This is a genomic window from Cylindrospermum sp. FACHB-282, from assembly GCF_014697195.1.
In the GTDB taxonomy this organism is placed as follows: Bacteria; Cyanobacteriota; Cyanobacteriia; order Cyanobacteriales; family Nostocaceae; genus Cylindrospermum.
In genome coordinates, this window is record NZ_JACJRJ010000006.1 from 113,611 (window position 1) to 128,420 (window position 14,810).

Genomic DNA, 14,810 nt, shown 5'->3' on the forward strand with positions numbered 1-14,810 from the left:
GTGAATGTATGCTATTGTGGGGCTGAGTTGTAACTAGAGTTTTTGCCAAATTTAGATTTAGCCACCTAGATCATCAGTTATGAGGATGCTATCGAAGCAAGTTAGGTTGCTACCAAAATACTAATTGTTGGTTATTGAATTTTGAAAACGAAAAAAACCGGTGTCATAAAGAAACCGGTTTAATAAAGTTATAAAGATGATATTTTTATCTAATCTAAAAAACCCATGAGAATTTCAGAATCATCAATATCATTGGATGCCATTGGACGTTTTCCAAAGGACGAATAGTTTTCAGAAACTACCAATGAACTTGAACCAATTGGACGAATACCAGATAAGTTAATACTGCTAACTATTTCAAATGTATGGGCACCAATTGGACGAATCCCCATTGAGTTATAGGTTTGAACTATTTGCAAGGTACTGGTGCTAATGGGACGTAACCCAGCAGCTGAAAATGTTTCAGCAATCTTTAAGCCGCTGTTGTCAATGGAACTAACTCCAGCAACGGCAAGTGTCCCTTGAGCATCCGGCACTGGCTGTTCAGTACTTGGCTCTACTTTATCTGAATTAAAATTCTGATCTTGGTAATTTGTATCTTCCACCATTGTTTCTCCCTTGGAATTGGCAAGTTTTTGCCGAAAACTAAATTGTTTTGCCAGTGCTGCTAATACTCATAACTCAACACCTCTGGCTTGTTAACTGAATTTTACAATAATTAAGTAAAGATAAACTTTTTTCCTATAATACTAAGAGTTTAACCTTAAAAAACTACCTGTACCTATAAGTATTCTCAATACTGACATATAAGTAGAATTAAATCTTTTTGTAAAAAATTATTACTATTTATGAGTTTGTCCAGGCTGGTGTAACGGTTGCCTGTTGGTATCGTTAGTATGGGATAGGGTATTTCCGCATAACTGTAATGGCAGATTTTGGTCTTCAAGCTCCCTTTGCTCCGACTGGCGATCAACCACAAGCGATCGCACAACTCGTTACTAGCATCGAAGCAGGTAATCGTTACCAAACTTTACTGGGAGCTACGGGAACTGGTAAGACATTTTCAGTAGCAGCAGTAATTGAGAAAGTGGGGAAACCTACCTTGGTGCTGGCCCATAACAAAACCTTGGCGGCACAGCTTTGTAATGAGTTGCGGGAGTTCTTCCCCAAAAACGCCGTTGAGTATTTTGTCAGTTACTACGATTACTATCAGCCAGAAGCGTATATTCCAGTCACCGACACGTATATTGAAAAAACGGCGGCGATTAATGATGAAATAGATATGTTGCGGCACTCAGCGACGCGATCGCTATTTGAACGCCGTGATGTCATTGTCGTAGCTTCCATTAGCTGCATTTACGGTTTGGGAATGCCCGCCGAATACCTGAAAGCAGCCATTCCCCTGCAAATAGGCATGGAAGTTAATCAACGTCAAATTTTGCGGGATTTGGCATCAGTGCAGTATAGCCGCAACGATATAGAAATGGGACGGGGAAAGTTTCGCGTCCGGGGTGATGTCTTAGAAATTGGCCCGGCTTATGAAGACCGAATTATTCGCGTTGAGTTTTTTGGCGATGAAATCGACGCAATTCGTTATATTGACCCGGTGACAGGTGAAATTCTCAAAAGTTTGGAAGCAGTGAATATCTACCCTGCACGTCACTTTGTCACCCCAGAAGAACGGTTAGAAGTCGCTTGTCAGGACATCGCCGCCGAATTAAAACAGCAAAAATTAGCATTAGAAGCAGATGGCAAATTATTAGAAGCGCAACGCATAGATCAGCGGACACGCTACGATTTGGAAATGTTGCGCGAAGTCGGTTATTGCAACGGCGTAGAAAACTATTCTCGTCACTTAGCAGGAAGGCAAGCTGGAGAATCGCCAGAATGTTTAATTGATTATTTTCCTAAAGATTGGCTGTTAGTAATTGATGAATCTCACGTTACCGTCCCGCAAATTCGTGGTATGTATAACGGTGACCAAGCCAGGAAAAAAGTTTTAATAGATCATGGTTTTCGCCTTCCCAGCGCCGCTGATAACCGTCCTTTAAAAGCAGAGGAATTTTGGCAAAAAGCCAACCAGTGTATTTTTGTTTCTGCTACCCCAGGGAATTGGGAATTAGAAATTTCTGAAGGTCATATTGTTGAGCAAGTGATTCGACCAACTGGAGTAATTGATCCAGAAATTAATGTCCGGCCGACAGAAGGACAAATTGATGATTTGTTAGGAGAAATTAAAGATAGAGTTGACCTCCATGAACGGACGCTGATTACCACATTAACCAAGCGGATGGCGGAAGATTTGACCGCATATCTCCAAGATAAGGGAATTCGGGTAAGATATTTGCATTCAGAAATTAATTCTATTGAGCGCATTGAGATTTTACAGAATTTGCGCGAAGGCACTTTTGATGTGTTGGTTGGGGTGAATTTGCTGCGGGAAGGTTTGGATTTACCGGAAGTTTCCCTTGTGGCAATTATGGATGCAGATAAAGAAGGTTTCTTGCGTGCAGAACGTTCTTTAATTCAAACTATTGGACGTGCGGCGCGTCATATCCGAGGAAAAGCAATCATGTATGCTGACAATTTAACAGGTAGCATGATTAAAGCTATTGATGAAACTGACAGACGGCGGGGAATTCAAATGGCGCACAACCGGATGCACGGAATTACACCGCAACCGATTATCAAAAAATCGAGTAATGCGATTTTGTCTTTTTTAGATGTATCTCGGCGGTTGAGCGCAACTGATTTGAAAATTGTTGATGAACATATAGATGAATTACCGTTAGAACAGATTCCGGCCTTGGTTTCGCAATTAGAAGCGCAGATGAAAGAGGCGGCGAAGAAGTTAGAATTTGAAGAAGCGGCAAAATTGCGCGATCGCATCAAGCATCTGCGAGATAAAATGTTAGGACGTTAACGTTATGCTGGCAAATATTCGCCTAATTAGCACTCAAGAATATCACCGCATGGCGGAAACGGGAATTTTTCACCCAGAAGAACGCTTAGAATTAATTGCGGGACAAATCATCAAAATGTCACCCAAAGGAACTGCTCACGAATCAGCAATTACCCGCACAGAAAGATTATTACGTCAGCGCTTGGGTGACAAAGTTTTATTAAGAATTCAAGCACCAATACAACTTGATGATTATTCGGAACCAGAACCGGATATTTCAGTAGTGAAGCCTAATCCCTTAGATTATGATGATCATCATCCTGATGCTTCCGAAGTATTCTTAGTTATTGAAATAGCTGATTCCAGTCTTAAGTATGATCGGGAAGTGAAAACTTTAGCCTACGCTCAATCAGGTATTATTGATTACTGGATTTTGGATATCAATAACCGCAAATTATATATGTACCGTCTCCCCAGTCCAGACGGCTATCACAGTGAAACCATCCTCGCAGAAGATGTGACAATTTCCCCTTTAGCCTTCCCCGATTGTACTATATTGATTCGGGAGTTATTGCGAAAGGTTTAGGAGGTTATTGTATTCAGTAACTCAGAGATAAAATGCTGAGACGTTAGTGCTTCGACTGCTTAATAATTGGTTTCAGGAATTCATTTTTTTCTTTATCTGTAATATAACCTCCATCGACAGCTTTACTTCCAATTTTGCAGACAAAATCTTCTAAGACTTTTAAGACCTCATTCTTTTCCAATTTAAAGTTATTTTTTTGAGATGACTGTCCATATTTTTTCCAAATACAATTGATTTGTCTATTTACAGGCTCAAAATAGATAATCATGCAACTTTCAGGAAAGCTTAACTCAATTTTTTTATCTTTCAAAAGTTGAGAGATTTTTTCTGGTAGTTCATCCAAAATCAGTGCAATATCCGGATCTAAAAATAACTTTTCATCTTTGTAGCCAATTTTTAGTAAAACTTTACAGTTGTTTTCAAAACAAAAGCGTCTTAGTCCCATTTCTAAATGAGAAAGTTCTCCTAATGGATCTTCAGGAGGAAGAAACCAGTCTTTCTGACAAGGTTCTGCAAATTGAAGAGAAAAGATCACTTGTACTTCTCCTTGATGATTTTTACAGTGTAAAGCTATCTAGAACAGGATATGAAGAGTTGAGCGTTCCATCATTGTTTCTTTCAACAAATGCACGAGTTACATTTTCAGTTATAGTCCCATCATGGTAATAAACTCTACCAATAGGACGTTTAAAATCTATAATGTATCTACCTGGATGCTTAGGTGTTGACTGCTCTGCCTTTACCCAGTCTTTAGCATTTAACCACTGTCCTTGGTAATTGCTAGTACTACTGGCTATTCTTCCCATTAATTGTGCTGGGTTCAATTTGGGGCCATGATGACGCTCAATATGATCATAGGCTTTGGTTGATCTAGGTTTGTCCCATTGAGGTTCTGCTCCCTTTCCTATCCACTCACACCCACTTCCTACTTTTATATTAGGATCTTTTATTTTCTGTTGCACAACTTCAACAAGTGGGGAATTTTCTTGAGAAGCTGCTTCATTTTGCTCCAAAACCCTTGATTCCCTTACTATTCAGCCAATCAAGACCATTCTCTCACCTTTTTATGAACCTGCGCTAAATACCACATATAATCATCAATTTTGTAATTATCAGCAGCTTTAACTATATATTCCTGAGCCAAATCAAGATTATTCTCGACTTCGTAATATAATCCTAAGTAAAGATGACTATAAAACTTACCTTTTAACCCTTCTAATTTACCAATATTTAAAACATCATCAGTTGTGCAATTACCTGCATAGAAATCATATACAGACCGCATAATTCGCCGGGGGTCATTTTTAACAGTTAATAGGGAATTACGCGCCTCTAGCACACCCTCAGAGCGAGCTATGCAAAGATATCGCCAGACGGTTTCTTCTACATCTTGAGCATTTACTATTAAATCTATCTCAAATTGTTGAGCGCCTTCGGCAAATTTTTCTGCATAATAATAAGATAGCCCACGTTGCCAAAGGTAGGGTTTAAGTTTAGCATCTAGTTTTTCTGCTGTGTCAAAATCTTCAATCGATTCTTCAATTTTGGCAAGTTGAAAATTAACCATCCCCCGACGAATGTAAGCATGAGGATTTTCTGGTTGATTGCGGATGGTATCGTTCCAGCGCTGGAGTTGATTTTCTAGGGAATTCGTAAAAAACATGATTTGGTTTAGCTGAATATGTATTTAATTGCATAATTTCAGCTTTGGGGAGAATACGTCAATCCCCTCCCCCCATATTTTCATAGATTTTCTTGATCAATTCTCCTTTGGAGACACTTATTGAACGCAGATGCGCCTCTACTTTTAACCAGTTTTAACTGGTTTGTGCTTTCAGCCGGAACTTTAGTTCACGGCTTGCGGCAACTGGTGCAAAATATCAGATAAAGTATTTATAAATTGTCTATATCAACTCCTTTGGCTTGCAATTTAGCTAATAATTCTTGATACTGCTGAAGTGCGGCTTCTTTGTCCTGACGTTCTTGTTCAGCACGTTGATATTCTTGTTCAGCACGTTGATATTCCTGTTCAGCACGCTGATATTCCTGTTCAGCACGTTTTTCAAGCTCCACAGATGTGAGAAACTTCCGTCTATCAGGATAATAAATTTCTAAAGTATCAGGAGTGAGTTGAAAACTTATACCCAAGCGTGGACTTACCCAACCATTAATTTCCTCAATTGCTGCAAAAGAATCTTGAGAACGCAAAAAACCGGATAATTCTAATGTATCTGGGTCATAAATGTAATATTCTTCCACTCCATGACGTTGATAAAAAAGTGATTTATTAATCATCTCTTGAGTTCGGTTTCCAGGGGATAAAATTTCAAAAACCACCTGGGGGGGAATATTATTTTCTTCCCATTGTTTATAAGAACCTCTATCGCCCTTTGGTCTACCAAAGACAACCATCACATCAGGTGCTTGGCGAGTTTTGACACTTCCCTCAACGGGATACCATAAAAGATTACCCCCGACAAAGACATCATTTCGTGATGCAAATAGGACTTCTAAGTTTTCTTTAATTTTGACAATCCAGCGAAATTGTTTTGTATTATCTGCCATTGGTTGTCCGTCGCTGTCAGGGTAGATGATATCTGAGGCGGTTTCTGGTGTGAGTTGCTGTACCATAGCTATGCCTCCAAGTTTGGGGAGTTGCGCTTATATTCTTAGTTTAGAGGCGGTAAAGTAAAAAAATAGGGTTTGAGTTGAATTTGCATAAGTTTTGGTCAAAAACATAATCGCTTAGTCACACCCATATCATCCTAATCTATCCACTAGGTAGAAGAAATTACTGACAAAATCCAGTATTTTGAGGCTAAGTTCTCCAAAATCAGGAAAAAAACCAGTGGTTCCTATTAGAGATAATAATCCTACAGAAACTACGCCTTATGTTACCTTGGGGCTGATTGCAGCCAATGTCCTTGTTTTTCTTTATGAAGCTAGTCTTCCCCCCCAAGCATTAAACGGGTTTCTACACCTTGCGGCTGTAGTTCCGCGAGAACTCACCTTAAGTTTTGCTGGTATTTCGGTAAATCAACCAGTTCCAGAATGGGCAACTTTAATTACTTCCCAATTTCTGCATGGTGGTTTATTGCATTTAGGTGGGAATATGTTGTTTCTCTGGATTTTTGGTAATAATGTTGAGGATAAGTTAGGACATTTTAAATATTTGCTTTTTTATCTTTCTTGCGGTGTTTTGGCATCATTAACCCAATGGTATTTTGCCCAAGGTTCTAATATTCCTTCTTTGGGTGCGAGTGGTGCGATCGCAGGTGTGATGGGTGCATATATTCTCCGTTTTCCCCAAGCGGAAGTTCTCGGTGTAGTTCCTTTGGGTATTTTCTTCCCTACTTTTGTCGTTCCCGCATATTTCTTTATCGGATTGTGGTTTGTTCAGCAAGCTTTTTATGGAGTCGCTAGTCTAGAAACACGTACCAATATTGGTATGGAAAGCGGCGGTATTGCCTACTGGGCCCATGCAGGGGGTTTCATATTTGGGGCGATTCTTGCGCCGCTTTTGGGTTTGTTTAGCGATAAATCTCAGGAAGAATCTTTGTAAAGATCATTCCAATTGACAGATATTTTCAGGTAAATGAACCATAGGTGGGAAAGTAGAGACTTTGCATACAACTCAAAATTCAAAATTTAAAATTAAGAAAGCTTGATTTGATAAGTTTTTTGGCTTGTATCTGTCACATTCTTTTTTTCAAATTTGTATTATATTACAATTAATGCTAATTAGGAAAAACACCTGTGTTTCCCCTTTACGACGAAAATCCGACGCGAACAACACCGTATTTTACTTACGGTTTGATTGGGATGAATATTTTAGTTTTTCTTCACGAAGTGAGGTTACCAAATGAACAATTAGAGCAGTTTTTCCAGATGTATGCGGTAATACCTCAAGAGTTAAGCACTAACTTTGCTCTTGAGTGGACAACTTTAATTACATCGCAATTTTTACATGGCGGTTGGTGGCATCTGATATCGAATATGGTGTATCTCTGGGTTTTTGGCAACAATATTGAAGACCGCTTAGGTCATTTCAAATATCTGATTTTTTATTTGCTATGCGGTGCTTCTGCTGCCTTGTGCCAGTGGTTTATTGGGATGAGTTCTACTATTCCTTCTTTGGGGGCAAGTGGTGCAATTGCTGGGGTTTTGGGTGCGTACATTGTCTGGTTCCCTCAAGCTAGTGTGATGACTTTGGTTTTCTTAGGATTTTTCATCACTACAATCAGGGTTTCGGCATGGATAATCATCGGGCTTTTCTTTATCCAGAATCTCATATCCGGTTTTGCCAGTCTACAAGCCGCTGCTAACATGAGTGTGGAATCAGGTGGAGTTGCTTACTGGGCGCATATCGGGGGCTTTGTTTTTGGGATTATTTTTGCGCCCTTGTTTAGGTGGTTTAGCCGCGATTAGGGGAAAGGCTAAAATCTAAAATTGAACCGCATACTTCCTTATTTTTTGCTGGCACCTACTGAAACTTCTTCTGGTTTTTCGATAATTTCCGGTTTTGCTTCTGGTGAAGGGGGGATTATTTCCAGTTCTATTTCCCTGGGAGAGGCAGGTGGTGGTTCTACTGGTTCCGGTAGAGAAACGATGATATCAGCACCGTTAATAATAGCGCCTAATAGCCCTAATTCAGATTCCACTAATTGATCAATAGCTTCACCTAGCATATTTTCTTCTGTATAGTTTGGTCGCGCCACCAATACTATGCCATCGCTGTAAGGTTGGATTAACAAAGGGTCATTGGAATAGCTGAGGGGGCTAGTATCCAAGATGACGAAATCATAACGTTCACGAGCATCTTCTATGAGCCGTCGCATTTCGCTGGATTCTAGAATAGCAGCAGATTGGCGCACAGGCCCAGGGCTGGGCACAATGTATAAATTTTCTATGTCAGGAACCAAGCGGATACATTCGCTCAAGCTGCCATAATAGCGCAGGGGTTCAATAGTGGCATCAGGATCGGCAGTAACCTTCAGAGATGATGCACGAGAAGGCGATCGCAAATCTGTTTCGATAATCAAGGTTCTTTTGCCAGCACGGGCAGAAGCTATGCCCAAATTATAAACACTCGCGGTCTTGCCCTCTTGACTACTGACGCTAGTAATCAACAGCACCTTGAGTTTTTTACCACCTATTCGCCGCAAATTACTGCGAAATTTCTCATAAAACTGTAAATAGGGAGAATCTGGGGAAACTACCATCGGTATCGCTTCTGCATCCAAATCATCAATTGGCATTAAAGGCAATTCTCCCAGTAGTGCTACTTCCCGTTGTTTGAGGCTGTCGCGGATATCTTCCTTGGTTTTAAAAGTTCCTTCTAGGGAACCCAACAAAAATACAACTCCAGCACCAACCACAGCAGCCAGGAAGCTACCTACACCCAAGGTCACAACCATGCTCGTTTGTTTGACAATATTGCCGGATACTGTTGGTGGTCTGGCAATGCTGAGACTTGGTACAGTTTCTGCCTCAGCGGTTTTAGCATCAGTTAGCTTGGCCTGCATTTGGTCATATACGGCTTTTTTGAGTCCAACTACCTGTTCTAAACGCGATCGCTCTAATTGTTTATTGGGTATCAGGGAATACTCTTTTTTTAATTCCGCCGCTTGTTTGATTTCCTGGGCTAGCTGTTGTTGCAGTGTCTCCCGTTGGGTTTGCAAGGTGACCATCTGGTTTGCTAGTCCCTGCCTTGTGGGATCAAGACTGCTTTGGGTGCGAATACCTTTAACATTACCCCGAATAGGAGCCGCCGTACCGCCACCACCTAAAACCTCAGCGGCACGTTGTTGCAGCAATTCCTCAGCAGCTTCTTTCTGACGCTGCAACTGAATCATTGTCGGGTGTTCGGGGCGCAAATCTTTTCTGAGAACAGCGATTTGTGATTCAGCTTGATAAATTTGCGATCGCAAGTTGGCAATAATCGGATCGGCACTCAAAGCCGAAGACACATAAGCCTGTCCAACTGTTAACCCCAACTTATTTTCTAAACTGCGAATTTGGGCATCAATCCCCGAAATAGTCGATTGAATTTGTCGTTGTAAATTTTGGCTGGTAGTAATCCCAGTTAGCAAACTGCCATTCTCTGATGCCAATATTGCAGTTCGCTCTATGCGATCGTACTGTTCTAATTTCTTCTCAGCCGCTTGCAACTCCTCTTTAGCCTTGGGTAAACGCTCGTCAATTTTTTCAATAATTGCTCTTAATCGCTCAGTATTAATATCACCACTTAACTTCTTCATCGCTTCCATCAGTTCCTGCAATATCTCCGTGGCTCGCTTAGGGTCACTATCTTGATATTTCAGACCAATGATTGTTGTTTCTAATTCCCCAGCTTTATCCCTTTTTGGCATAGTCAGAGCCACACTGGCGACAATCTTTTCTGGTTTAACGTTAAATTTTTCTACCACCCGTTTAATCACTTCGTTTGATAGCAAAACTTGATCGTTCAGATCCTGCCCTTGCTGCTGGATTGCAGTACCAGTTGCAGAAAAAGAAACTGGTGGGCGAATATAGGAAAGTGCTGCGCTTGCTATGTAGTTAGGAGGTGGTTCTGGTTGGATAGCCACCACCGTTGACCCCGCTACAACTAAACCAAAGCTGGCTAATCCAATCCACTTGTACTTCTCAAAAGCAATAAGGTAGCGCTTAACAATTGGTGGGGTCATAAGAAATTCAAAATGCCTCTTTCAGAGGAGCAACGCTAACAGAATTGAAAATTTAAAAACCAGTATTAGCAAGTTCGTTGGCTGCTGACTGTATGCAACTTATTGGTCAAAAATTATTTTTTGCCTGTTGTCTTTTTAGTTTGAGCCGCCACCGAAATTTTCAAAAAACTGGAGAAAGGACTGAACATTGAAGAAAGGTTGAGTAATCGTATTCAATAAATTAGTAATTCTACCTACGAGGTTTCGACCAACAACAATGACATCATTATCTTGAAGTGCCACGTTTTGAGTCGCATCACCAGCAAAGGCCTTTTTAGCATTAAGTCTTTGGGTAACAGCTTTACCTCGTTCAGGATCGAAGCGCACCAAAGTAATATCCTGCAAGTTAGCAGTGTCGAGATTGATTCCTCCCAAGGCATCTATAAACGTACTACCATTAGCCAGTAATTGCGTGGAAATTCCTGCCGCAGCGTAGTTTAAAATCCGGACTTTAATCTGTGGTACGGCCAAAGTTGAACGGGCTACCAACTTGCGATCGTAACCTTCATCAGTCCCGACTTCACGACGCGGCACAATTATGGCATCCCCATCTTGCAGACGCAGATTAGGCAATGAACCGCCATTTTGCAAAATGGCATATAAGTCAATATTTTGTGAAGCTATAGAACCATCAATCAACTTCCGGCGTACTTGCACTTGCCGCAGATCTGCTGTCAAAGTTGAACCACCAGCTAAGGTTAAAGTATCAGCAACCCTGGGTATTGCCGAAGTAACAGCATAAATTCCTGGACGTGATACTTCCCCAGTAATGGTAACTTGAACTGGTCGCGTTCCTGCCAGTGATATCACCACAATCGGATTGATCATTGTCCGACTTAAAGCCAAACGAATTTTTTCTTGGGCTTCTTCCAAGCTCAAGCCTTGTAAAGATAAGGTTCCCACTTGCGGTACGACAATATTACCTTCTGGACTAATTGCAGCTTGAAAAGTTAAGTCTGGTCGCTGCGCTGACAGTGATAAAACTATGATGGGATTAATTACATAACGATTTAAACTAGCGCGAATTTTTTCTTGGGCTTCGGGCAAAGTTAAATTTTGTAAGGACAAAGTTCCCAGTAGGGGTACGACAATATTACCTTCTGGATTAATTTGAGATTGAAAGCTCAAATCTGGAAAGCGCTGAACCGCAACACTAATCGCATCTCCAATTCCTAAGCGGTATACACCAGGAGGGCGCTGAACCGTAACACTAATTACATCTCCTGGTCCTAACAAGTAGCGGCTGAGTTGGGGAGAAATTTCGTCAATTTCACCCGGAGTTAAAACATCAGCACTTGAGGGAGGTGAGGGGGGTGGCTCTATTGATTGTCCTGGAGATGGTGATGCTTGAGCCGCAACAGGTGGGACAGATGTTGTTAAAAAAACACCTACCTGAAGACTGACAAAACACAGGGCGGTGAATGCACGCATAGGAGAACTGGGAAATATAAACATCGGTGCCAGAAAGCTTCAATCAAAATTGGTTGCACCAAAACGGTATTCTAACTGACTACTAGCCTTGAGGAGTTATGTTCGATTTGCACTCGGTGAGGGGAGCAAGCAGAAGCCAAACCCATCTCTGCACCCACACGCCTATGTACTATTTGACAACGGCCCTGCCATCAACGCAGCTTGCACTGTTTCACCAAGAGACTGGACTAAAGACCAAGATTTTTCCACTTGCCCCAAAGGCTCCATCACCATCAGAATACTCACACCCACCCAAGGAGTACGCTTCTTCTTCAACTGTGCCAGTTGATCTGCCCAAAACCAGTGTAAAGGTGATGGATTGCCACCGTTTGGCATGGCGTACCATTGCAACACAGCGAAGGTATCCTGTTTTGTAGAAGCGCGAAAGAACCTAGCTTCTACCTTAGCTTCGTTTTTTGAGCCTAAATTGGCTGGCTGTTTAACAGTAAACTCAGCAGAGCGATATTGAGCTATATCCCACTTTCCCCAATATGACTTCCCCCAGCCGTTAATCTCTGTCCATTCTACCTCTGGTTGATCTGTGGGGCCGTTTTGTGCTTGCAAAAGCAGCATAGCTTGGATTGGCGAGTCTTCTTTCTTGATTAACTGCCAAGACCATTTGCCCTCGCCCATCTGTTGTTCTGTTTGTTCAATAGTTTGCCAACCAGGCAGGCTTAATCCCTGATGGCGGATCTGTTTCAATTCCTTGAGGCTAGTGACAGGGGGTGGCTGCTTCCATTGCCATTTTCCTGTTAGGTATCCGGGAACCCCTCCTATGGCCAATAGTAGCAACAATAACAAAAGCGCTGCTACCTGAGTCAATTGCTGTTGCTTGAGAAATTTAGCTAAGGAAATCATTAGTGATATTTCCAACACTTATAAAATATTTTACTTGATAAAATAACACTATACATTCCGTAATATCCACATTTTACTGCCAATTTTTTTCAGACAACCCTGAATCCCCTTTCTGCTGAAGTTTTCTGGCAGAAAATAGACCTATCTTGAAAATAGGGTATGAGTATGGTTATATCCTAGGGAGGATTGCTTAACGCTGTTGTTTAGAGTTACAAACGTTACTGACAATTACTGAACTCATACTCTGCAAACTTGAATTTTCGGCGAGCTTAAATTTTTATATGATACAAAACCCTCCGTCCCAGTTTTCACCAGATCAATACAAAGTTGATTCGCAAAAGACAACAGTAGAATCTATTATACAAACATCGACCTCGGATACTGAGATTGATCTAGAGTTTCTTTATACCAGAGATATTGAATTTCGGCAGGAAACGATTTACTTTCTCGTGGTTGATCGCTTTTATGATGGTGATCCAGATAATAGTGAAGGTGCTAACTCAGAACTGTACGATCGCACTAGACAAGATTGGGGTAAGTATTGGGGTGGGGACTTGCAAGGGGTGATCGATAAATTGGACTATTTGCAAAAAATGGGAGTAACGACCCTTTGGTTGACTCCCTTGTTTGAGCAGGTGGAAGATTTGTTTATTAGCAATGCAGCGATGCATGGCTATTGGACAAAAGACTTTAAGCGGATCAATCCTCGATACATTGCTCAAGGAGAAGATCCTTCATTAAACAATACCCAAGAAGCCAAAAATACGACATTTGACCGCCTAGTTGCCGAACTGCACCAGCGGAAAATGAAGTTGGTGCTGGATATTGTCTGCAACCATAGCAGCCCTGATACTAACGGCAGTAAGGGTGAATTGTATGATGATGGAGTCAAAATAGCTGACTTCAACAACGATGTCAATAACTGGTATCACCACTATGGGGAAGTGCAAAACTGGGAAGACGAATGGCAAGTGAAAAACTGTGAACTAGCCGGTCTAGCTACATTCAATGAAAACAATAGTGAATATCGTCAGTACATCAAGTCAGCGATTAAACAATGGCTAGACCGGGGTGTGGATGCACTGCGGGTAGATACTGTCAAGCATATGCCGATCTGGTTTTGGCAAGAATTTACCGGCGATATGATGATTCACAAGCCAGATATATTTATTTTTGGGGAATGGATTTATAGCCATCCTGGTGACGATCTCTCAATGGAATTTGCCAACCACTCAGGCATGACTATTTTGGACTTTGGACTGTGTATGGCGATTCGGGCTGCACTGGGACAAGGTTCAGAAAACGGATTCCAGACAATTCAATATATTTTTGATCAAGATCATTGCTACAACGGGGCCACTGAGTTAGTCACCTTTATTGATAACCATGATATGTGCCGCTTCCAATCGCTGAACCCCGATCCAGCGATGTTGAAAGTAGCGATCGCTCTAATTATGACTTGTCGCGGCATACCCTGCATCTATTACGGCACAGAACAGTATTTGCACGATGATACCGAGGGCGGTAATGACCCCTACAATCGCCCAATGATGGAAAAATGGGATAACGATACAGAGATTTATCGTAATATCAGACTGTTGTCGGGGTTGCGGCGACTTAATCCCGCTGTAGCAATGGGTAGCCAATGGCCAAAATACCTGACACCTGACATTTATTGCTATGTGCGTCGCTATCGTGACTCCCTGTGTTTTGTCGCACTCAACCGGGGGGGAGAAGTGACTCTACCAGAAGTTGAAACCGAACTACCCGACGGTGAACATACCTGTGCAGTAACTCGCAATAAGTATGAAGTCAAAGATGGCAAGATTTATCACCTGCAACTGGAAGAACGGGGAGTGATTATTTTTAGCCATGTTGGAGAACGCATCAAAGGACAAACCCTTGTGCGAGTGCAACTCAATGGCGTGAATACTCAACCTGGGGAAACCATTGTGGTGACTGGGGACTGTCCAGAGTTGGGTAACTGGGATATTACTAAGGCATATCCTCTAGAGTATATCAATGCCAATACCTGGTTTGCAGAGATTCCCTTTGATGAGAGTACTGGTAACTTGATCAGTTATAAATATGCCATGTGGCGAGAAGGGCAATCGCCTCTGCGGGAAAATCTGGTAAATCGCCGTTGGGTAATCGCCAAAGAAGGTACTGTTAAATGGCGAGATACTTGGGCTGTGGGCAGGGAATCTTAGAAATGTGGACTAAAATTTCCATCCTTCACACTTGATTTTTTGGCAATTTTGTACGCTCA

Annotated in this window: 13 protein-coding genes; 5 read left to right on the forward strand and 8 right to left on the reverse strand. The window is 41.6% G+C overall.

Annotated elements, in window-relative coordinates; translation table 11 throughout:
- Positions 1-209 precede the first annotated feature (209 nt).
- Positions 210-608, reverse strand: coding sequence for a hypothetical protein (locus H6G32_RS05050; protein ID WP_199327996.1), 399 nt, complete (start codon positions 606-608; stop codon positions 210-212).
- A gap of 317 nt (positions 609-925) precedes the next feature.
- Between H6G32_RS05050 and uvrB the strand changes: the two genes are divergently transcribed.
- Positions 926-2,923, forward strand: coding sequence for an excinuclease ABC subunit UvrB (gene uvrB / locus H6G32_RS05055; RefSeq protein WP_190455683.1), 1,998 nt, complete (start codon positions 926-928; stop codon positions 2,921-2,923).
- A 4-nt stretch (positions 2,924-2,927) separates the two neighbouring features.
- Complete coding sequence (locus H6G32_RS05060; protein ID WP_190455686.1) at positions 2,928-3,488, forward strand: Uma2 family endonuclease; 561 nt, start codon at positions 2,928-2,930, stop codon at positions 3,486-3,488.
- A gap of 43 nt (positions 3,489-3,531) precedes the next feature.
- Here the strand turns inward: H6G32_RS05060 and H6G32_RS05065 are convergent, their stop codons facing one another.
- The 4 genes from H6G32_RS05065 to H6G32_RS05080 all read right to left on the reverse strand — a co-directional run bounded on the left by H6G32_RS05065 (position 3,532) and on the right by H6G32_RS05080 (position 6,119).
- The gene (locus H6G32_RS05065) at positions 3,532-4,023 is read right to left on the reverse strand and encodes a hypothetical protein (RefSeq protein ID WP_190455689.1); all 492 of its coding nucleotides are present in this window, start codon (positions 4,021-4,023) and stop codon (positions 3,532-3,534) included.
- A gap of 22 nt (positions 4,024-4,045) precedes the next feature.
- Entirely contained in the window at positions 4,046-4,501 is a 456-nt protein-coding gene (locus tag H6G32_RS05070) for a hypothetical protein (RefSeq protein WP_190455693.1), read from the reverse strand.
- 29 nt (positions 4,502-4,530) lie between these two features.
- Positions 4,531-5,151: a tetratricopeptide repeat protein gene (locus tag H6G32_RS05075; protein ID WP_190455696.1), complete on the reverse strand. Its 621-nt coding sequence runs from the start codon at positions 5,149-5,151 to the stop codon at positions 4,531-4,533.
- Positions 5,152-5,381: 230 nt separating this feature from the next.
- Entirely contained in the window at positions 5,382-6,119 is a 738-nt protein-coding gene (locus H6G32_RS05080) for a Uma2 family endonuclease (RefSeq protein WP_190455699.1), read from the reverse strand.
- A 217-nt stretch (positions 6,120-6,336) separates the two neighbouring features.
- Here H6G32_RS05080 and H6G32_RS05085 point away from each other — a divergent pair, with 217 nt between their 5' ends.
- Entirely contained in the window at positions 6,337-7,050 is a 714-nt protein-coding gene (locus H6G32_RS05085; protein ID WP_190455702.1) for a rhomboid family intramembrane serine protease, read from the forward strand.
- A gap of 194 nt (positions 7,051-7,244) precedes the next feature.
- On the forward strand, positions 7,245-7,916 hold the full coding sequence (locus H6G32_RS05090; RefSeq protein WP_190455706.1) for a rhomboid family intramembrane serine protease: 672 nt from the start codon (positions 7,245-7,247) through the stop codon (positions 7,914-7,916).
- A gap of 38 nt (positions 7,917-7,954) precedes the next feature.
- Here the strand turns inward: H6G32_RS05090 and H6G32_RS05095 are convergent, their stop codons facing one another.
- The 3 genes from H6G32_RS05095 to H6G32_RS05105 form a co-directional block, all read right to left on the reverse strand.
- The gene (locus tag H6G32_RS05095; protein WP_190455708.1) at positions 7,955-10,174 is read right to left on the reverse strand and encodes a GumC family protein; all 2,220 of its coding nucleotides are present in this window, start codon (positions 10,172-10,174) and stop codon (positions 7,955-7,957) included.
- A gap of 135 nt (positions 10,175-10,309) precedes the next feature.
- Positions 10,310-11,668, reverse strand: coding sequence for a polysaccharide biosynthesis/export family protein (locus H6G32_RS05100; RefSeq protein WP_190455711.1), 1,359 nt, complete (start codon positions 11,666-11,668; stop codon positions 10,310-10,312).
- Between the two features lie 138 nt (positions 11,669-11,806).
- Complete coding sequence (locus H6G32_RS05105) at positions 11,807-12,541, reverse strand: cyanoexosortase B system-associated protein (RefSeq protein ID WP_190455713.1); 735 nt, start codon at positions 12,539-12,541, stop codon at positions 11,807-11,809.
- Positions 12,542-12,822: 281 nt separating this feature from the next.
- On the opposite strand from H6G32_RS05105, the gene H6G32_RS05110 reads away from it, so the two are divergent.
- Entirely contained in the window at positions 12,823-14,751 is a 1,929-nt protein-coding gene (locus H6G32_RS05110; RefSeq protein WP_190455716.1) for an alpha-amylase family glycosyl hydrolase, read from the forward strand.
- Positions 14,752-14,810 lie beyond the last annotated feature (59 nt).

Coding starts and splice junctions, on each gene's coding strand:
- H6G32_RS05050 (WP_199327996.1), bottom strand. CDS start 608: ATGGTGGAAGATACAAATTACCAAGATCAGAATTTTAATTCAGATAAA.
- uvrB (WP_190455683.1), top strand. CDS start 926: ATGGCAGATTTTGGTCTTCAAGCTCCCTTTGCTCCGACTGGCGATCAA.
- H6G32_RS05060 (WP_190455686.1), top strand. CDS start 2,928: ATGCTGGCAAATATTCGCCTAATTAGCACTCAAGAATATCACCGCATG.
- H6G32_RS05075 (WP_190455696.1), bottom strand. CDS start 5,151: ATGTTTTTTACGAATTCCCTAGAAAATCAACTCCAGCGCTGGAACGAT.
- H6G32_RS05080 (WP_190455699.1), bottom strand. CDS start 6,119: ATGGTACAGCAACTCACACCAGAAACCGCCTCAGATATCATCTACCCT.
- H6G32_RS05095 (WP_190455708.1), bottom strand. CDS start 10,174: ATGACCCCACCAATTGTTAAGCGCTACCTTATTGCTTTTGAGAAGTAC.
- H6G32_RS05100 (WP_190455711.1), bottom strand. CDS start 11,668: ATGTTTATATTTCCCAGTTCTCCTATGCGTGCATTCACCGCCCTGTGT.
- H6G32_RS05105 (WP_190455713.1), bottom strand. CDS start 12,541: ATGATTTCCTTAGCTAAATTTCTCAAGCAACAGCAATTGACTCAGGTA.
- H6G32_RS05110 (WP_190455716.1), top strand. CDS start 12,823: ATGATACAAAACCCTCCGTCCCAGTTTTCACCAGATCAATACAAAGTT.